This is a genomic window from Marinococcus halophilus (assembly GCF_900166605.1).
Taxonomy (GTDB): Bacteria; Bacillota; Bacilli; order Bacillales; family Marinococcaceae; genus Marinococcus; species Marinococcus halophilus.
In genome coordinates this window covers 1-18,569 of record NZ_FVZD01000006.1, presented here as the reverse complement: position 1 = coordinate 18,569, position 18,569 = coordinate 1, and the positions used below count along the sequence as shown (strand labels likewise).

Annotated in this window: 15 protein-coding genes, 2 rRNA genes and 1 other annotated feature; all 17 genes read right to left on the bottom strand. The window is 49.2% G+C overall.

All coding sequences use genetic code 11. The annotated features are described in order from the left end of the window. Positions 1 to 38: 38 nt before the first annotated feature. Positions 39 to 551, bottom strand: coding sequence for an NYN domain-containing protein (locus B5066_RS06135; RefSeq protein WP_079475091.1), 513 nt, complete (start codon positions 549 to 551; stop codon positions 39 to 41). Beyond that, positions 548 to 1,300, bottom strand: a complete 753-nt coding sequence (gene rlmB, locus B5066_RS06130; protein WP_079475090.1) for a 23S rRNA (guanosine(2251)-2'-O)-methyltransferase RlmB — start codon at positions 1,298 to 1,300, stop codon at positions 548 to 550. The genes B5066_RS06135 and rlmB overlap by 4 nt, the downstream gene beginning before the upstream one ends. After that, positions 1,297 to 1,713, bottom strand: coding sequence for a Mini-ribonuclease 3 (locus tag B5066_RS06125; RefSeq protein ID WP_079475089.1), 417 nt, complete (start codon positions 1,711 to 1,713; stop codon positions 1,297 to 1,299). The genes rlmB and B5066_RS06125 overlap by 4 nt, the downstream gene beginning before the upstream one ends. A 1-nt stretch (position 1,714) precedes the next feature. Further along, positions 1,715 to 3,109 carry a cysteine--tRNA ligase gene (gene cysS, locus B5066_RS06120; protein ID WP_079475088.1) on the bottom strand — a complete coding sequence of 465 codons (1,395 nt, stop codon included), beginning with the start codon at positions 3,107 to 3,109 and terminating at the stop codon, positions 1,715 to 1,717. Then, on the bottom strand, positions 3,109 to 3,783 hold the full coding sequence (gene epsC, locus B5066_RS06115; protein ID WP_079475087.1) for a serine O-acetyltransferase EpsC: 675 nt from the start codon (positions 3,781 to 3,783) through the stop codon (positions 3,109 to 3,111). Before epsC ends, cysS begins: the two co-directional genes overlap by 1 nt. An 89-nt stretch (positions 3,784 to 3,872) precedes the next feature. Further along, positions 3,873 to 4,090, bottom strand: a binding site (T-box leader). Positions 4,091 to 4,100: 10 nt separating this feature from the next. Then, entirely contained in the window at positions 4,101 to 5,561 is a 1,461-nt protein-coding gene (gene gltX / locus B5066_RS06110) for a glutamate--tRNA ligase (RefSeq protein ID WP_079475086.1), read from the bottom strand. Positions 5,562 to 5,613: 52 nt separating this feature from the next. Next, positions 5,614 to 6,093 (bottom strand): 2-C-methyl-D-erythritol 2,4-cyclodiphosphate synthase, encoded by a 480-nt coding sequence (gene ispF / locus B5066_RS06105; protein ID WP_079475085.1) that lies wholly within the window; start codon positions 6,091 to 6,093, stop codon positions 5,614 to 5,616. Beyond that, positions 6,093 to 6,788, bottom strand: a complete 696-nt coding sequence (gene ispD / locus B5066_RS06100; protein ID WP_079475084.1) for a 2-C-methyl-D-erythritol 4-phosphate cytidylyltransferase — start codon at positions 6,786 to 6,788, stop codon at positions 6,093 to 6,095. Before ispD ends, ispF begins: the two co-directional genes overlap by 1 nt. 239 nt (positions 6,789 to 7,027) lie before the next feature. Next, positions 7,028 to 8,152 carry a PIN/TRAM domain-containing protein gene (locus B5066_RS06095; RefSeq protein ID WP_079475083.1) on the bottom strand — a complete coding sequence of 375 codons (1,125 nt, stop codon included), beginning with the start codon at positions 8,150 to 8,152 and terminating at the stop codon, positions 7,028 to 7,030. 184 nt (positions 8,153 to 8,336) lie between these two features. After that, entirely contained in the window at positions 8,337 to 9,725 is a 1,389-nt protein-coding gene (gene radA, locus B5066_RS06090; protein ID WP_079475082.1) for a DNA repair protein RadA, read from the bottom strand. Between the two features lie 130 nt (positions 9,726 to 9,855). Continuing rightward, positions 9,856 to 12,312 (bottom strand): ATP-dependent protease ATP-binding subunit ClpC, encoded by a 2,457-nt coding sequence (gene clpC / locus B5066_RS06085; RefSeq protein ID WP_079475081.1) that lies wholly within the window; start codon positions 12,310 to 12,312, stop codon positions 9,856 to 9,858. A 30-nt stretch (positions 12,313 to 12,342) separates the two neighbouring features. Continuing rightward, positions 12,343 to 13,407: a protein-arginine kinase McsB gene (gene mcsB / locus B5066_RS06080; protein WP_079475080.1), complete on the bottom strand. Its 1,065-nt coding sequence runs from the start codon at positions 13,405 to 13,407 to the stop codon at positions 12,343 to 12,345. Beyond that, positions 13,407 to 13,982 (bottom strand): protein-arginine kinase activator protein McsA, encoded by a 576-nt coding sequence (gene mcsA / locus B5066_RS06075; protein WP_079475079.1) that lies wholly within the window; start codon positions 13,980 to 13,982, stop codon positions 13,407 to 13,409. Before mcsA ends, mcsB begins: the two co-directional genes overlap by 1 nt. Positions 13,983 to 13,997: 15 nt before the next feature. Beyond that, on the bottom strand, positions 13,998 to 14,462 hold the full coding sequence (locus tag B5066_RS06070) for a CtsR family transcriptional regulator (protein ID WP_079475078.1): 465 nt from the start codon (positions 14,460 to 14,462) through the stop codon (positions 13,998 to 14,000). A 141-nt stretch (positions 14,463 to 14,603) separates the two neighbouring features. Beyond that, on the bottom strand, positions 14,604 to 15,311 hold the full coding sequence (locus B5066_RS06065) for an MgtC/SapB family protein (protein WP_079475077.1): 708 nt from the start codon (positions 15,309 to 15,311) through the stop codon (positions 14,604 to 14,606). 105 nt (positions 15,312 to 15,416) lie between these two features. After that, positions 15,417 to 15,533: ribosomal RNA gene (gene rrf / locus B5066_RS06060) — 5S ribosomal RNA — on the bottom strand. A 65-nt stretch (positions 15,534 to 15,598) separates the two neighbouring features. Next, positions 15,599 to 18,532, bottom strand: a 23S ribosomal RNA gene (locus B5066_RS06055). Between the last annotated feature and the right edge of the window lie 37 nt (positions 18,533 to 18,569).

Genomic DNA, 18,569 nt, shown 5'->3' with positions numbered 1-18,569 from the left:
AACCATTATATCGGAGTGTTCATAAGAGCGTCAACTGCCTACAGATCCCTTTTGCGCCATTTGTCGAAAATTTCTGCCATTTCTTCCGTGATAGGAAGAGTAGTCTTATGAATTGCTTTTTTTTGATTTGCAAGCTGTTCTTCAATGCCCTTTTCGACAAGCTTCGCTTCATGCCGGAGCTCCCTTGCTGATTTTCTTAAGGCTCCGCTCCCAAACGTCATTGATTGCTCCGCATAATCCGAGGTGGCTACGTGCACTCTTGTTTCCACGTTTTTTAACTCTCCGACTAATTTTTCAATACGTTCGTCGGCCGTCTCGTGTTCCTTCGTGTATACGACTTCTACGCGCTTCAGCTGATAGTTTTTTCCGATTCCGGGGACCATATGGGCATCAAAAACAATGATAACTCTCCATCCTTTATACGCCTGGTACTCCGCCATCACATCAATGAGGCGGTCCCGTGCTTCTTCCAGGTGTCCGGCACGGAGCGGCTTCAGCTCCGGCCAGTCGCCAATCACATTGTACCCATCTACGAGAAGAATGTCCTTCATGGTGTATGCCTTCCCTTCTCCTGGCGCTTGCGCAGCACTTCATACATTAGAATACCTCCGGCAACGGAAGCGTTCAAGGAAGTAACCGGACCGTGCATCGGGATCTGGATCAGGAAGTCGCAGGATTCCTTTACGAGCCGGCTCAGCCCCTTTCCTTCATTTCCAATGACCAGCGCAAGCGGCATCTCCGCCTGCATCTCCCTGTAATCAGAAGCATTTTCTGTCCCCGTCCCGGCTACCCAGAGACCTTTATCCTTTAATTCATCGAGTGTTTTATTGATGTTTGTCACCCGGACTACCGGCACATACTCTACTGCTCCCGCCGATGTTTTTACCACGGTCTGGGTCACGCCGGCCGCACGTCTTTTCGGAATGATGACGCCATGTACACCGGAGGCGTTTGCTGTCCGTATCATGGAGCCCAGATTGTGAGGATCTTCCACACCGTCCAACACGAGAAAAAATGGATCCTCGTTCTGCTTTTCTGCTGTACGGAACAAATCATCCAGTCCTGCATACTGGTAAGCAGGGACCGCAGCCGCTACTCCCTGATGGACGCCTGCATCAAGCTCATCGAGTTTTTTCTTTGAAACTTCCTGAACCGTTATCCCCTTTTTTCCTGCCAGAGCACGAATTTCCTGTGCTGCCCCTTTTTTGGAGGTGTCTGCAATCATAATTTTTTCGATTTTCCGTTCGGCTTTTAATGCTTCTATAACAGGATTTTTCCCGGCAATCCATTCCTGGCTCATAATGACCGGCCTCTTTCTTGTATTTTGTCTATCGCAAATGCAATGATTTCACTTACCCGTTCCTGCCTGCCGGCAAAATATAGATACCCAAGCACCGCTTCAAACGCAGTACTCATACGATAGGTGGCGAGATCCGCATTCTTGGGCAGGCTTCCGGATTTTGCATTTCGTCCCCGCCTGGCAACTGCTGTTTCCTCTTCAGTTAAATACCCTTCGTCCCAAATGGCCCGAAGCACTTCCGCCTGGGCCTGAGCTGATACGTAGGAGGTGGCCTGCTTATGCAGCTCCTGCGGTCGCACTTTCCCTTCCGAAATTAAATAATGGCGGATATGGGTTTCGAGCACTGCATCTCCCATATATGCAAGCGCCAAAGCGTTCAACTGTTTTTCGTCTACTTTACTATAGTTTATCATGTTATTTCCTCTTCCACCGTGTCCCCTGCGGTGTATCTTCTAATAAAATTCCATCATTCTCGAGCTGGTCCCGGATTTCATCGGCACGGGCAAAGTTTTTATTTTTCCTTGCTGCCACCCGCTCTTCGAGAAGCTTCTCGATATCTTCATCGAGCATTACTTCTTCTCTTTCCAACGAAACGCCCAGCACGCTCCCCATGTCTGTCATCGTTTCAACAATCGCGTCCAGCGAAGCAATACTCGTCTGTGGCTGCTGCATATATTTGTTTGCTTCACGGGCCAGATCAAACAGCACGCTGATAGCGTTCGCTGTGTTGAAATCATCGTCCATTTCCTCCAGAAAACGAGCCTTGGCCCGTTCGGCTGCTTCCTGTCCTGCACTGCTGCCCCCGTTTACGCTTTCGCTCCGGCGGTGTTTAACATTTTCAAGCGTTGAACGCAGCCGTTCCAACCCGGCTCTTGCTGATTCAAGCAGATCGTTATCAAAGTTAATAGGATTGCGGTAGTGAGCCTGCATCATGAAAAAGCGGATTACTTCCGGGTCATGCTGTTGAATCATGTCATGCACAAGCACGAAATTACCGAGCGACTTCGACATCTTTTCGTTATTAATATTGATATAGCCGTTATGCATCCAGTAGTGAGCCATCGGTTTTCCGGTTAATGCTTCAGTCTGGGCAATTTCATTTTCATGATGGGGGAATTTTAAGTCCTGGCCGCCGGCATGGATATCGATAGTGTCTCCCATATACTTTTTCACCATTGCAGAGCATTCAATATGCCAACCCGGGCGCCCTTCACCCCACGGGCTGTCCCAGGCAATTTCGTTTTCTTTCGCTTTTTTCCAAAGCGTGAAGTCCATCGGGTCCTCTTTCTGCTCGCCTATTTCAATCCGCGCACCCATCTGCAGATCTCCGACAGACTGCGAGGAAAGCTTCCCGTATTCCTTGAATTTCTTCGTACGATAATACACATCACCGTTTGATTCATAAGCAAATCCTTTTGCGATCAGCTGTTCGATGAATTCAACCATTTCTTCTACGGTTTCAGTTGCCCGTGGATGAAGATCCGCTTTTTCCACTCCGAGTGATTCGATGTCTTCAAGGTACGTATCGATAAAACGGTTAGCAAGCGTCGGTACTTCTTCATTCATTTCCTGGGCAGCTTTAATAATCTTGTCGTCCACGTCAGTAAAGTTCGACACATAGTACACGTTGTAACCACGGTAGATCAAATAGCGGCGGACGGCATCAAAAACAATAGCAGGACGTGCATTACCGATATGAATGTAGTTGTACACGGTCGGCCCGCAAACGTACATCGTAATCCGGTCCGGGTCTATCGGCTGAAACGGCTCTTTTTTATTGGTTAATGAATTGTATATATGAATGGCCATTACTGCTCTCTTCCTTTCACCGATTGTTCATTGTCTGCATTTTCGTGTTCCGGGAGTCGTTCTTTCAGCATTTCGATTTCCGCTTCGAGTGAACGAATCTTGTCTGCCACCGGGTCCGGAAGATTCTGATGGTCCAGGGAGTTTCTGTTGATTTTGACCCCGTCCTGAACAACCACCTTCCCTGGAATGCCAACAACCGTTGAATTTGGCGGCACTTCGTTTAATACGACCGAGCCTGCGCCGATGCGGGAGTGTTTTCCAATCGTCATGGAACCGAGCACCTTGGCGCCGCTTGCGATCAATACATGGTCTTCAATCGTCGGGTGCCGTTTGCCTTTTTCCTTGCCCGTACCGCCTAAAGTGACGCCCTGGAAAATCGTGACGTTATCACCAATTTCACACGTTTCTCCGATCACGACCCCCATGCCATGGTCGATAAACAGCCGTTCACCAACCACAGCGCCAGGATGAATTTCGATCCCGGTGATAAAACGGCTGAGCTGTGAAATTACACGTGAAAAGAAAAACATTTTTTTCTTCCACAGCCAATGGGCGAAACGATGAGACCATACAGCGTGTACGCCTGCATACGTGAAGACCACTTCGAGACGGTTCCGTGCCGCCGGATCCTGGTCAAACACGACGTCCAAATCATTTTTCAGCGTTTTCCACATGGTGCTTCCCCACTTTCTATGCCTGCTCTCAAGCTCTCATATTTATATGCTTAGTATATCAATAAAAAAAGCATCTCTGTGCGAATTCGCACAGAGACGCTTTTAAAGCGCGTTTCCACTCTGCTTAAGCGCCGGAGCCGGCACTTCTCTTTTCTGCCGTAACGGGGCACACCGCCGCTGCCTACTATGTTCAGCAGCGGGCTCCAGGAGGCATTTCAAAAACCAGCTCTATGCTCTCTCTCAGCCACTGGAGAGCATCTCTGTATAAAGCTTTTTGTTTTTTACTTCTTCCTGTCATAGTTTTAACGATATTTATTTTATGAAGATAGTACCTGCTGCAGCCTTGCCTGCACAACATTCTTTCCAAGAAGTGAAATGGCTACCGGCAGCTCCGGTCCATGCGTCTGGCCTGTCGTCGCCACACGGACCGGCATAAACAGCTGCTTGCCTTTATAGCCTGTCGCTTTCTGGGTAGCTTTTACCGCTTTTTTCACTGTCTCCGGTTCAAAATCCGAAGCTTCGTCAAGCTCTTTCGAGAATTGCTCCAGTACAGTGCTTACGTGCTCTTGCTCAAGGACTTCCTGGGCCTCCTGAGTGTAGTCAATCTCTGTTTTAAAGAACATGTCTGTCAATTCAACAATCTCTGCCGCATAGTGCATTTGCTCCTGATAGATTCCCACAAGCTGCTTCAACCACTCATACTGTTCTTCCGACAGCTTTGACGGCAGCTTTCCTGCTTCCTGCAGGTGCGGAAGCGCAAGGAGCGTCAGGCGCTCTGTATCTGCCTCTTTCACATACTGGTTGTTCATCCAGGCGAGCTTGTCCGTATCAAAGACCGCCGGGGCTTTGGACACCCGCTCCAGCGAAAACTGCTCTTTTAACTCTTCAATAGAAAACAGTTCTTCTTCGCCTTTTGGAGACCAGCCGAGCAGCGCCAGGAAGTTTACGATGGCTTCCGGCAGGTATCCAAGATCACGGTACTGTTCTACAAATTGGATTACCGAGCCGTCCCGCTTGCTCATTTTTTGGCGGTTGGGATTCAAAATCAGTGAGGCATGGGCAAAGCGTGGCTTTTCCCAATCAAAAGCATCGTAGACCAGTGCCTGGCGCGGGGTGTTGGAAAGATGCTCTTCTGCACGAATGACGTGTGAAATTTCCATCAGATGATCATCAATTACTACCGCAAAGTTATAGGTCGGTATGCCGTCTTTACGGGCAATAACAAAGTCTCCGATGTCGTTAGAGTCGAAAATGACGTTTCCTCTGACAACATCATCGATAATCACGCTTTTCCCTTCCGGCACGCGGAAACGAACGACAGGTTTAATCCCCTGGTCTTCGTATGCTTTTCGCTGTTCCGGGGTAAGGTCGCGGTCACGCCCGCTGTATTTCGGGGCTTCGCCGCGGGCCATCTGCTCTTCCCTTTCCTGGGCGAGCTCTTCTTCTGTCATATAATCATAATAGGCTTTGCCCTCATCAAGAAGACGCTGCACGTATTCTTTGTACAGGTCAATGCGTTCCATCGACTGATAGGGCGCATGCGGGCCGCCAACATCTACGCTTTCATCCCATTCGATTCCCAGCCAGCGCAGGCTTTCCATTAAACGAGAAGTAGCGTCTTCCACATTACGCTCCTGGTCTGTGTCTTCAATGCGTAGAATAAAATCGCCGCCCTGGCTTCTGGCGAATAAATAATTAAACAGTGCCGAGCGCGCCCCGCCAATATGAAGATGGCCAGTCGGACTCGGAGCAAACCTTACACGTACTTTTTCACTCATTTCCTTCACCCTCCGTAGAATTCCTTTTTATCTCACACGTTTTTTCATATATTTAATCAGCTGGCTGCAGAAGGACCACCGCATGAGCAGCAATGCCTTCTTTTCGGCCGACAAATCCAAGCTTTTCTGTAGTAGTCGCCTTTACGTTCACCTGGTCGTCTGCCTCTGCTTCAAGCAGTTTACTGATCTTCTTTTTCATCTCTGGTATATGTGGAGCCATTTTTGGTTTCTCGGCGAGTATGGTCGCGTCGACATTTCCCAGTTTCCATCCCTTAGCTTTTACAAGACTGCAGACATGCGCAAGCAGCTCCGCGGAATCAGCATCTTTAAACTCGGGATCTGTGTCTGGAAAATGCTTGCCGATATCGCCCAGACCGACTGCCCCCAGTATCGCATCTGTCACTGCATGAAGTAAAACGTCTGCATCCGAATGCCCCAGGAGCCCTTTATCATGAGGAATGTCTATGCCCCCAAGGATTAAAGGACGGCCTTCCTGCAGCTGATGTACATCATATCCATGTCCTATTCTCATTACCTTTTTCCCTCTCTTCGCTTCTGCAAAATCGCACGGGCCACCACCATGTCTTCAGGGGTGGTCAGCTTGATATTATCATAGCTCCCCTCGACAATTTTTACCGGCCGGCCCATATATTCCACCAGACTGGTGTCGTCTGTCCCAATAATCTGATGAGCGGCAGCGTAATCGTAGGCTTCCGTCACCACTGCAGCCTGAAACGCCTGCGGAGTCTGTACAGCCCATAAACTCGAGCGGTCAATCGTCTCAAGCACTTTCTCTCCATCTGTACGTTTAACGGTGTCTTTCATTTTTGTACCAAGTACTGCGGCTCCGGTCTGCTCTGCCTGTTCCACGAGACGGTGAATATCGGCCTGCTCCACAAACGGGCGGGCCCCGTCATGGACCAAAACGACCTGATGCTCAGGGATAAGGCATTTCAATCCTTCATGTACACTGTTCTGGCGCTCGTTTCCACCAACGACCACCTGCTTCACTTTCCTTATGCCCCACTCCTTAAAAAGCTCTTCCATATCATAAATTTCTGAAGCATTGGCAACAACAATAATTTCTTTACACCACGGATCCTGCTCGAAAACAGATGCAGTATGAATTATTAATGGCCGTTCTTCTAAAACGAGAAACTGTTTATTATGGCCCGCCTGCATTCGCTTCCCCTGGCCGGCTGCAGGAATGACTACCGCATAGTTCATAGTACCTCTCCAATTTCACGACATTGTGTTACCAGTGTATGTATCGCATTTGCTCCGCTCTTAAAGCAAAGTCCGCTTGTTAATAATATGCTAGTACCCATAAAACGCCCTTATTATTCTACCGTACCGCTTATCAAACATTAATTTTACCAAAACTTTCTCTGAAGGAAAAGCTGACAGTTCTGTATAACCTGGAAAAATCCGCACAAAAAAACCCTGTGCAGGCACAGGGCATTTCCTTATAAAGCTTTTTCGCGCTTTGATACCTTTGGTTTGGCAAATATCATCCGTCCAGCACTCGTCTGCAGGACACTTGTAACTACCACTTCTATTTCCTGGCCGATATAGCCTTTGCCGCTTTCGACTACAATCATCGTGCCATCGTCTAAGTATCCGATGCCCTGGCTCTGTTCTTTTCCGTCTTTGATTACCTGGACCAGCATTTCTTCGCCGGGAAGAACGACTGGTTTGACGGCGTTCGCCAGGTCATTAATATTTAACACACTAACGCCTTGGAGGTCGCATACTTTGTTTAAATTAAAATCATTGGTAACGACAATGCCATTCCGCACTTTCGCGAGTTTTACCAGCTTGCTGTCCACTTCATGAATATCTTCAAAATCGGTGTCCGTAATCTCTACTTCAATAGGAAGCTCCTTTTGAATGCGATTTAAAATATCAAGACCCCGCCGGCCCCGGTTGCGCTTTAACACATCCGAAGAATCCGCAATATGCTGAAGCTCTTCAAGCACAAATTCCGGAATTACCAGTTTTCCTTCAATAAACCCTGACTGACAAATATCCGCAATGCGCCCGTCAATAATTACGCTCGTATCAAGCAGTTTCTCCCACGCCTGATTTTCTTCCGAGGTTGCTGCAGCGTCCAGCGCTGCTTCTTCCTTCGCAGCAGCGTTTTTTGAGGTCGAAAAAAGGCCCAGCAGTTCATCACGCTTTTTAAAACCAATCTGAAAGCCGAAGTAGCCACAGAAAAAGGATAAAAACAAGGGCAGAACGGAATCAATTACTGGAATACGGATTGAATTAAGCGGAAGAGAAATGAGAAAGGCAACCACCAGGCCGAAAATCAGGCCTAGCGTCCCGAATAACACGTCTGTAACAGGTGCCTTCACGACTTTTTCTTCTAAAAAGCGCATGCCGTTGACAATTGGTCTTGCCACCCACAAACTAATAGCCCAAAACACAAATCCAACAACAATAGCCCCTGCAATTGCACCGATATAGGCATTATACACCCAGTCAGGAAAAGTATAAAAAGGAAATAATGAGATAAGTTCAGGAATATAAAGGAAACCTAACGTAATACCGGCAAGAACAAAAAATAACTGTACAATCTTTTCCAACACTTTCCATGCACCTCCTTAAGGATATTATAAACATTTTTCTCTCCGTACAAACCACTAACGCCATATTTATCACAACTTTGGACAATTTGATACAATATATTCATAAGATTGTTGAATTTTCTTAATTATTAGGAAAAAGGATAGAGAAGATCCTGGAAAACGAACAGGACCTTCATCTTCCTATCTATCCGAGCGGGGCCGGATCAAGCGCAGCGTCCAGTGCTTCTTCAAGCGTCTTTACGCCTATTACCTGAATGCCTTCCGGAAATGTCCACCCGCCAATATTTTTTGATGGAATAATCGCTCGCGAAAATCCGAGCTTTGCTGCTTCTTTCACGCGTTCCTCCACCCGGGAAATGCGCCGGATCTCCCCGGTCAGCCCGACTTCCCCCATTACAATATCTCCCGGATTCGTTGATTGATTCCGAAAGCTTGAGGCAACGCATATCGCAATACCAAGGTCAACCGCCGGCTCGTCGAGCTTCACTCCCCCGGCAACATTAATATAAGCATCTTGGTTTTGAAGAAGCATACCGAGGCGTTTTTCGAGCACCGCCATCAGAAGTGCAATCCGGTTCTGGTCGATGCCCGTAGCTGTCCGGCGCGGGTATGCGTAGCTCGTAGGAGCAATTAGCGCCTGCAGTTCCACAAGCACCGGCCGGGTACCTTCCAAAGAGGCTACTACTGCTGAGCCTGACGTACCCTCGGTTCGTTCTTCGAGAAAGATTTCAGAGGGGTTTGTTACTTCCTTCAGTCCTGTTTCCTTCATTTCGAATATACCGATCTCATTCGTCGAGCCGAACCTGTTTTTTACAGCCCGCAAGATCCGATACGTATTATGCTGTTCGCCTTCAAAGTAAAGCACGGAATCTACCATATGCTCGAGCATTTTCGGTCCGGCAATGGACCCCTGCTTGGTCATATGGCCGACAACGAATACAGCAATGCCCTGATTTTTTGCGATATGCATAAATGTCGACGTCGATTCACGTACTTGGGCTACGCTCCCAGGGGCCGACTGGATTTCATCCGAGTGCACTGTCTGAATCGAATCAATAATTACAAGGTCAGGCTTCACTTCTTCCATCGCCGCTTCGATCCGTTCCATGTTTGTTTCTGTAAAGACAAACAGCGTATCTGCTTCCACTCCGAGCCGTTCCGCTCTCATTTTTGTCTGCTTTACCGATTCCTCTCCGGAAACATAAAGCACACGATACTTCTGGGAAGCAAGCAGGGCAGATACCTGAAGAAGCAGCGTCGACTTTCCGATCCCAGGGTCGCCCCCAACCAGTACTAGCGATCCCGGCACGATGCCTCCCCCTAATACTCTGTTTAATTCTTCTACAGACGTTGAAATGCGGTTTTCTTTTTCCCCGGTTACCCGGGTAATTGGTGTCGGCTTGTCGGCTTCACTGAACACATTTGCCGCCGGGCGGCGGCTTGATTTTGATGCCGGAGCTTCTTTTTCCTCTACCATCGTATTCCAGTTGTTGCAGGCCGGACAGCGCCCCATCCACTTTTGCGTTTCATACCCACATTCCTGGCAGACAAATTTTGTTTTCGTTTTTGCCATACGATCCTCCTCTTTTACTACGGGAAGCACCCGTTTTCGTTTCGATTTCACTCTAATTTGTATTCATAAAAAGAAAAACAGCTGCCCCCTGACATCAATATGCCACAAGGCAGCTGTTTCGATTATAACCTTATTGCGCTTTTGCCGTGCCTGATTTCGTTTCAACAATGAACTCATCGTCTTTCACATCAATGACAGCGGTACTGCCTTCTTGAAGCGTGCCTTTGAGGAGCTCATCGGATAAACGATCTTCCACGTGACGCTGCAGAGCACGTCTGAGCGGCCGGGCCCCGTATTCAGGATCAAAACCTTCATCAGCAATTTTATCGAGCGCTGCTTCGGTAATTTCAACGCTGATGCCGTGTTCTTCCACACGTTTTTTAAGCTGTTCGGTCATTAAGCGCACAATCTTTTTGATATGCTCTTTTTCCAAACTGTGGAAGACAATGATTTCGTCCAGGCGGTTAATAAATTCAGGACGGAATGTGTTTTTCAGCTCGCCCATGATTTTGTCACGCATATCGTCGAATTTCTGCTCGGTTGACTGAGCGGCAAAGCCGACGCTTTTATTTTGGCGGAGAGTGCTTGCCCCGACGTTCGATGTCAGGATCAATGCTGTATTTCTAAAATCGACCCGGCGTCCTTTGGAGTCGGTGAGAAACCCATCTTCAAGTACTTGAAGCAGGATGTTAAATACTTCCGGGTGCGCCTTTTCAATCTCGTCGAGCAAAATAACGGAGTACGGATTACGACGCACTTTTTCTGTCAGCTGGCCGCCTTCTTCATAGCCGACATAGCCTGGAGGGGAACCGACCAGGCGGCTCGTTGCGTGGCGTTCCATATATTCGGACATATCAATGCGGATAATTGATTCTTCGTCTCCAAATAGTGTTTCCGCTACAGCACGTGCCAGCTCTGTTTTACCTACACCCGTAGGTCCGAGAAAGATAAAGGAGCCAATCGGCCGTTTCGGGTCTTTCAAGCCTGCACGGGCACGGCGCACGGCTTTGGAAATAGCATTGACTGCTTCATCCTGACCGACAACCCGGTTATGCAGAATGTCTTCCATATGAAGCAGGCGGTCCGTCTCTTCTTCCGCAAGCTTGGATACCGGTACGCCTGTCCAGCTCGAAACAACCTGAGCAATATCCTCTGTCGTAATCGCAGAGTTCTCCTGTCCCTGCTTTTCTTTCCATTCATTTTTCATTTCTTCGACTTCTGCGCGCAGCCGCTGCTCGGAATCACGAAGGGAAGCCGCTTTTTCAAATTCCTGGCTTTGAACAGCCGCATCTTTTTCCTTGCGTGTTTCCTCGAGGTTTTGTTCAAGTTCTTTTAGGTTGGGTGGTGCTGTATAGGAACGCAGACGCACCCGTGAACCCGCTTCATCGATTAGATCGATTGCTTTATCCGGCAGGAAACGGTCTGAAATGTACCGGTCAGATAATTTAACTGCCTGTTCGATGGCTTCGTCCCCGATAGTTACCCGGTGGTGGGCTTCATAACGGTCTCTCAGCCCCGCGAGAATTTGAATAGATTCCTCGAGGGTCGGTTCATCTACTTGAATTGGCTGAAAACGACGCTCAAGAGCAGCATCTTTTTCAATATATTTGCGGTATTCATCCAGTGTAGTTGCACCAATGCACTGCAGCTCTCCACGCGCAAGGGACGGCTTCAGAATGTTCGATGCGTCAATCGCACCCTCTGCACCGCCGGCGCCAATTAAGGTATGCAGTTCGTCAATGAACAGCAGCACATTTCCAGACTGGCGGATTTCTTCCATTACTTTTTTCAAGCGGTCTTCAAATTCCCCGCGATATTTCGTGCCGGCAACGACTGTGCCCATATCGAGAGTCATGACCCGTTTATTCCGAAGCGTTTCTGGAACTTCATTAGAGACGATCGACAATGCCAGGCCTTCAGCGATAGCTGTTTTACCTACACCAGGCTCCCCGATAAGAACCGGGTTGTTTTTTGTCCGGCGGCTTAATACCTGAATAACACGTTCAATTTCCTGGCTTCTTCCTATGACCGGATCGAGGCCTTCTTCTTTAGCTACTGCCGTCAGGTCTCTTGCTAAGCTGTCCAGGGTAGGCGTATTGGCGCTTCCCCCTGCTCCAGGAGCCTGCTGGCTTCCAGAACTCGAAGCACCTTCATTGCTTCCGAGAAGCTGAAGCACCTGCTGCCGGGCTTTATTCAGGCTGACGCCAAGATTATTCAGCACCCGGGCTGCAACCCCTTCTCCTTCACGGATTAAGCCAAGCAGAATGTGCTCTGTTCCTACATAGGAATGCCCAAGTTTTCTCGCTTCATCCATGGAAAGCTCAATAACTTTTTTCGCCCGTGGAGTGTAATGAATCGTTTTCGATCCCTGTTGCCCAGTACCAATAAGGGTTTCTACTTCCTGCTGAATCTGGTCTGTATCCAAATTCAATGCTTGAAGGGCTTTCGCCGCAATGCCCTCACCTTCACGCACTAAACCAAGAAGAATGTGTTCTGTTCCTATATTATTATGGCCAAGGCGGATAGCTTCTTCCTGAGCTAGCGCCAATACTTTTTGCGCTCGTTCTGTAAAACGGCCAAACATCATGTTGCATGCACCTCCTACGCATTGGTAAATCTATAGTTCAAGTTTTATTCTTTCACGGATCACACTTGCCCGTCTTATATCTGCTTCTTCTTGAGTCAGTGATTCTCCTGCATACTGCTCAAGAAAACCAGGCTGAGTCAGTAACATAAGTTCATTTAAAATATTACCCGAAATCCCTTTAATTAAATCCAGGTCGATACCAAGCCTAACGTCTGATAAACGGTTGGCAGCTTCTTTGGTTGTCATCGTACGGCTGTAGGCAAGGATGCCGTAAGACCTGAACACCCGGTCTTCGAGCTTTATTCTTGAAGAGCTGAGCAGAGACTCGCGTGCGTGGCGTTCTCTTTGAATCACCTGCATTACTACACCGCGCAGATCTTCAATGATATCTTTTTCAGATTTTCCTAATGTCATCTGGTTGGAAATTTGAAAAAGGTTGCCAAGTGCTTCACTGCCTTCTCCGTAAATGCCTCTTACGACAAGACCAATCTGGTGAATAGCCGGAAGAATACGGCTAAGCTGGTTGGTCCAGACTAAAGCAGGCAGGTGTACCATTACTGAAGCTCTCATACCTGTTCCTACATTTGTCGGGCAGCTTGTTAAGTAACCGAGCCTTTCGTCAAACGCATAGGTAAGGTTGGCTTCCGCCCAATCATCGAGACGGTCAGCTTCATTGTAACATTCTTCAAGCTGCATGCCGTTACTCAGACATTGAAGACGTAAATGATCTTCCTCATTAACCATGATACTGATTGATTCATCGTTATTCAAAAGAACAGCACTATGTGCCATGTTTTTTATTAAATAGGGGCTGACAAGATGCTTTTCCACCAGTACCTGCCGTTCATTCGGGCGAAGCTCATTCATATTCAACGCTTCAAGGAAGCCTACTTCTTTTGATTGATTCAATAGAGTGGAAGAAGCATAGCGCAGAAGTGTTGCACTTGCTTCTTCTGAAGCAAAAACAGGGAAGGGATATTGCTCTATGTTACGGGCAAGCCGGACCCGGGTGCTGAGAGCAATATCGCCTTCCGGCCCTGGACCTTCCTGCATCCACGGACTGATCGCTTCTGAAAAAAATTGTTCGGATGCCATCAGCTGTCTTCCTCCCTTCCTTGAAACTGCTTTTCAAGGGCACGGATTTCGTCTCTTAATTCCGCAGCTTTTTCAAACTCTTCATTTTGGACAAAAATGTTAATCTGTCGTCTTTTCTCCTCCAGCTCCCTTTGGGCATACAGCTTCTCATGCCTGTGTTTTGGAACCTTGCCGGTATGATGGGTATTGCCGCTGTGTACCCGACGAAAAACAGGTGTCAGTTTCGATTCAAACGCGTGATAACAATGAGCACAACCCAATCGACCGGATTGAGTGAACTGTTTATACGTCAGTCCGCAGTTGTCACATGTCAGCGGCCGGGTTGTGTTTGCTTTTTTCGGCTGTTTCTTCCCGGCGTTTCCAGTAGTACTAGGCTGATCCATGTTTAATAAGTCCGATAACAAGTCCTGGATTGTATAGCCACCGGCAGCTGACATGAAAGAATGCTCCGTTTCAGAAGATTCCCCTTGTTCTTTTGCACACTCTTCGCATAAATGAAGCTCTGTTTTAGCTCCATTAACGATTTTCGTGTAATGCAAAGAGGCCGGACGCTGACCGCAATTCTGACAGATCATATCTCTTCCCTCCCCTTATTCATAGCGCAGACTTTCTATCATAGCTTGCATGATCCGCGCACGAACAATATCCCTTTCTTCTGGATACTTCAAAGCCAGTATAGACCTATCAACTGCCGCAAGCATTAAATTTGCTTCACGCTTATTCACCACTTTTTCCTCAAATAAACGCATAATAACACTCTCTGCCGTTCTTTGATCAATACCGTGGCCCACAAGATCTGAAACTTGGCGAAGCAGCTCTGCGTGATCTGAAATTTTAGCCCTTGTAATTCGTATATACCCGCCACCGCCACGTTTACTCTCTACTACATAGCCTTTTTCAATAGTAAAACGAGTGCTTATGACATAATTAATCTGAGAGGGGACACACTCAAAGCGCTTTGCAAGTTCACTTCTTTTAATTTCAATTAGATCCTGTTCACTCTGTGTTAAAATTTGTTTTAAATAATTTTCAATAACATCAGACATGCTTTTCATTCCCGCGACCTCCTCTCCGCCCCGGTTCGTCTTGCTATTATCAAAAAATTGATTTTGACTATCTTTGACTATAATATATAATATTATTCAATTGTTTTCAAGCTAGAGAAGGGCAAAAAGAAAAATCCGCCCTGAGATATGCTAATCATAGGACGGATTCAATTCTATTTCTTTTATGCTCTCTACTTTATATAAAGATTGATACAGTTCTGTTTCAGCTATACCCTCTGGTAGATGAAGTTTAATATAATAATGAAGAAGAGCTTCGTCTTCGTCGAATTCTTTCCCTTTTATTTTTTGAACTTGAACCTCCATGCTTTCGAGACGCTGAATCGCCTCGCCGAGCTCGTTTGCTTTTTTGTCCATAGCTATAAACAATACGTCCGTATCAGAAACGTTTTTAAACCATTTGTCTACGTGATTTAGAAAGATAAGACTTGTCAATACAATGACCGTCGCAGCAATACCAGCAAAAAACATTCCTGCCCCTATGGTTAGGCCGATAGCAGCGACTGTCCAGATGGAAGCAGCAGTAGTCAGCCCCCGTATAGAAGCTCCCTGAACTATAATGGTACCAGCACCGAGGAAGCCAATCCCACTTATTACATAAGAAGCCAAACGCGAAGGATCATAAGCAACCAGATCCCCGTTTTGGTTTAAATAGTCCTGAAAGCCAAATAAAGCAAGCAGCATCACCAAACAGGAACCGGTCCCAACCAGCAGATGGGTTCGAAAACCAGCTGGATGGCCTTTCGATTCCCGCTCAATTCCTATCACTCCCGCCAAAAAAGCAGCAAGAATTAAACGAATTAGTATAATGACTGATTCATATTCCAACCACTGCTCCATCTAAGTCACATCCTTTCCTTCATTATATCCTATCTTTTTTGCTTTGTTTAAAGCTTTCTCATATAAAAAAACCGCTCCCCTCCGAAAAGGGAAACGGTTTAGCTCGCCCGGCAGCGATCTACTTTCACGGGGGGAGAGCCCCCGGCTATCATCAACGCTGAAGAGCTTAACTTCCGTGTTCGGCATGGGAACGGGTGGGACCTCTTCGCTGTTGCCACCGGACCGGCCCGTCGGGCCCTGACAACCAAATACCGAGACCGCGGCCACCGCCGCGTATCGTGCTGAGCGTGGATAAGACTTCGACCGATTAGTATCCGTCCGCTGCACATGTCGCCATGCGTCCACGCCGGACCTATCTACCTCGTCATCTCCAAGGGGTCTTATCTCCGTAGAGGGGAAAGGTCATCTTAAGGGGGGCTTCATGCTTAGATGCTTTCAGCACTTATCCCGTCCACACGTAGCTACCCAGCAGTGCTCCTGGCGGAACAACTGGTACACCAGCGGTGTGTCCATCCCGGTCCTCTCGTACTAAGGACAGCTCCTTTCACCTTTCCTGCGCCCGCGACGGATAGGGACCGAACTGTCTCACGACGTTCTGAACCCAGCTCGCGTACCGCTTTAATGGGCGAACAGCCCAACCCTTGGGACCTACTTCAGCCCCAGGATGCGATGAGCCGACATCGAGGTGCCAAACCTCCCCGTCGATGTGAACTCTTGGGAGAGATTAGCCTGTTATCCCCAGGGTAGCTTTTATCCGTTGAGCGACGGCCCTTCCATGCGGTGCCGCCGGATCACTAAGCCCGACTTTCGTCCCTGCTCGACTTGTGGGTCTCGCAGTCAAGCTCCCTTGTGCCTTTGCACTCTGCGAATGATGTCCGACCATTCTGAGGGAACCATTGGGCGCCTCCGTTACTGTTTGGGAGGCGACCGCCCCAGTCAAACTGCCCACCTGACACGGTCCCGAGGCCGGATCACGGCCTGCGGTTAGAATGTCGATACCACCAGGGTAGTATCCCACCAGCGCCTCCTCCGAACCTGGCGGTCCGGATTCGATGGCTCCTACCTATCCTGTACAAGTGGTACCCACATCCAATGTCAAGCTACAGTAAAGCTCCATGGGGTCTTTCCGTCCTGTCGCGGGGAACCTGCATCTTCACAGGTATTATAATTTCACCGGGTCTCTCGTTGAGACAGTGCCCAAGTCGTTGCACCTTTCGTGCGGGTCGGAACTTACCCGACAAGGAATTTCGCTACCTTAGGACCGTTATAGTTACGGCCGCCGTTTACTGGGGCTTCAATTCGGCGCTTCTCCCCCCGGAGGGGGATAACGCCTCCTCTTAACCTTCCAGCACCGGGCAGGTGTCAGCCCCTATACTTCGCCTTACGGCTTCGCAGAGACCTGTGTTTTTGATAAACAGTCGCTTGGGCCCTTTCACTGCGGCTCCCTGGGGCTATGCACCCCGGGGAGCACCCCTTCTCCCGAAGTTACGGGGTCCTTTTGCCGAGTTCCTTAACGAGAGTTTTCCCGCGCGTCTTAGAATACTCATCCCACCTACCTGTGTCGGTTTACGGTACGGGCACCACGTTCCTCGCTAGAGGCTTTTCTTGGCAGGGTAGGTGCCGGCCCTTCGGGCCCCGTAGGGCCCTCCTGGTCACCGCTTGGCCGTCTGGGGGAGGGATTTGCCGCTCCCCCGGCCTTGCCAGCTTCAACGCGCATGTCCATTAGCGCGCGGCCGTGCCTGCCTGCGTCCCCCCATCACTCAAATGGAACGGAGGTGGTACAGGAATATCAACCTGTTTTCCATCGCCTACGCCTATCGGCCTCGGCTTAGGACCCGACTAACCCTGAGCGGACGAGCCTTCCTCAGGAAACCTTGGGTTTTCGACGGAAGGGATTCTCACCCTTCTTTTCGCTACTCATACCGGCATTCTCACTTCCAGGCGCTCCACCGGTCCTCACGGTCCGGCTTCGGGGCCCCTGGAACGCTCCCCTACCATCTCTCCCATGCGGGAGAGTCCACGGCTTCGGTGCTGCGTTTAGCCCCGGTACATTGTCGGCGCAGAGTCACTCGACTAGTGAGCTATTACGCACTCTTTCAATGATGGCTGCTTCTAAGCCAACATCCTAGTTGTCTAAGCAACTCCACATCCTTTTCCACTTAACGCAGACTTAGGGACCTTAGCCGGTGGTCTGGGCTGTTTCCCTCTCGACGACGGATCTTAGCACTCGCCGTCTGACTCCCGGGCAGCAAGTCGCTGGCATTCGGAGTTTGACTGAATTCGGTAATCCGGGAAGGACCCCTCGTCCAATCAGTGCTCTACCTCCAGGACTCTCGTACCCGAGGCTAGCCCTAAAGCTATTTCGGGGAGAACCAGCTATCTCCAGGTTCGATTGGCATTTCACCGCTACCCACGACTCATCCCCGCAATTTTCAACTTGCGTGGGTTCGGGCCTCCAGCCAGTGTTACCTGGCCTTCACCCTGGTCATGGGTAGATCACCTGGTTTCGGGTCTACGCCCGCCTACTTGATCGCCCTCTTCAGACTCGCTTTCGCTGCGGCTCCGCCTTTGCGGCTTAACCTTGCAGACGAGCGTAACTCGCCGGTTCATTCTACAAAAGGCACGCCGTCACCCCTTAACGGGCTCCGACTTCTTGTAGGCACACGGTTTCAGGATCTGTTTCACTCCCCTTCCGGGGTGCTTTTCACCTTTCCCTCACGGTACTGGTTCACTATCGGTCACTAGGGAGTATTTAGCCTTGGGAGATGGTCCTCCCAGCTTCCGACGGGATTTCTCGTGTCCCGTCGTACTCAGGATACCCCCGGCGGGGGGAGGATGCCGGCTACCGGGCTGTTACCGTCTCTGGCGGGCCGTTCCAGGCCGCTTCGCCTATCCTCCCCGCCTGCCGTGCGGGGGTCCTACAACCCCGGGATGCAAGCATCCCGGTTTGGGCTGATTCCGTTTCGCTCGCCGCTACTCGGGAAATCGCGTTTGCTTTCTCTTCCTCCGGGTACTAAGATGTTTCAGTTCTCCGGGTCTACCGTCCGCCGCCTATGTGTTCAGCGGCCGGACGCCTTCCCATGACGGAAGGCGGGTTCCCCCATTCGGACATCTCCGGATCAAAGCTTACGTACAGCTCCCCGGAGCGTTTCGCCGTTCGTCGCGTCCTTCATCGGCTCCTAGTGCCAAGGCATCCACCGTGCGCCCTTTTCTTCTTAACCACTCGATACGCGGTCATTCTTCGACGCGGCCGCCGGT

What these genes read in the sequence shown, in the direction of transcription:
- B5066_RS06135 (WP_079475091.1), bottom strand. Translation starts at nt 551, where the DNA reads ATGAAGGACATTCTTCTCGTAGATGGGTACAATGTGATTGGCGACTGG.
- rlmB (WP_079475090.1), bottom strand. Translation starts at nt 1,300, where the DNA reads ATGAGCCAGGAATGGATTGCCGGGAAAAATCCTGTTATAGAAGCATTA.
- B5066_RS06125 (WP_079475089.1), bottom strand. Translation starts at nt 1,713, where the DNA reads ATGATAAACTATAGTAAAGTAGACGAAAAACAGTTGAACGCTTTGGCG.
- cysS (WP_079475088.1), bottom strand. Translation starts at nt 3,109, where the DNA reads ATGGCCATTCATATATACAATTCATTAACCAATAAAAAAGAGCCGTTT.
- epsC (WP_079475087.1), bottom strand. Translation starts at nt 3,783, where the DNA reads ATGTGGAAAACGCTGAAAAATGATTTGGACGTCGTGTTTGACCAGGAT.
- gltX (WP_079475086.1), bottom strand. Translation starts at nt 5,561, where the DNA reads ATGAGTGAAAAAGTACGTGTAAGGTTTGCTCCGAGTCCGACTGGCCAT.
- ispF (WP_079475085.1), bottom strand. Translation starts at nt 6,093, where the DNA reads ATGAGAATAGGACATGGATATGATGTACATCAGCTGCAGGAAGGCCGT.
- ispD (WP_079475084.1), bottom strand. Translation starts at nt 6,788, where the DNA reads ATGAACTATGCGGTAGTCATTCCTGCAGCCGGCCAGGGGAAGCGAATG.
- radA (WP_079475082.1), bottom strand. Translation starts at nt 9,725, where the DNA reads ATGGCAAAAACGAAAACAAAATTTGTCTGCCAGGAATGTGGGTATGAA.
- clpC (WP_079475081.1), bottom strand. Translation starts at nt 12,312, where the DNA reads ATGATGTTTGGCCGTTTTACAGAACGAGCGCAAAAAGTATTGGCGCTA.
- mcsB (WP_079475080.1), bottom strand. Translation starts at nt 13,407, where the DNA reads ATGGCATCCGAACAATTTTTTTCAGAAGCGATCAGTCCGTGGATGCAG.
- mcsA (WP_079475079.1), bottom strand. Translation starts at nt 13,982, where the DNA reads ATGATCTGTCAGAATTGCGGTCAGCGTCCGGCCTCTTTGCATTACACG.
- B5066_RS06070 (WP_079475078.1), bottom strand. Translation starts at nt 14,462, where the DNA reads ATGAAAAGCATGTCTGATGTTATTGAAAATTATTTAAAACAAATTTTA.
- B5066_RS06065 (WP_079475077.1), bottom strand. Translation starts at nt 15,311, where the DNA reads ATGGAGCAGTGGTTGGAATATGAATCAGTCATTATACTAATTCGTTTA.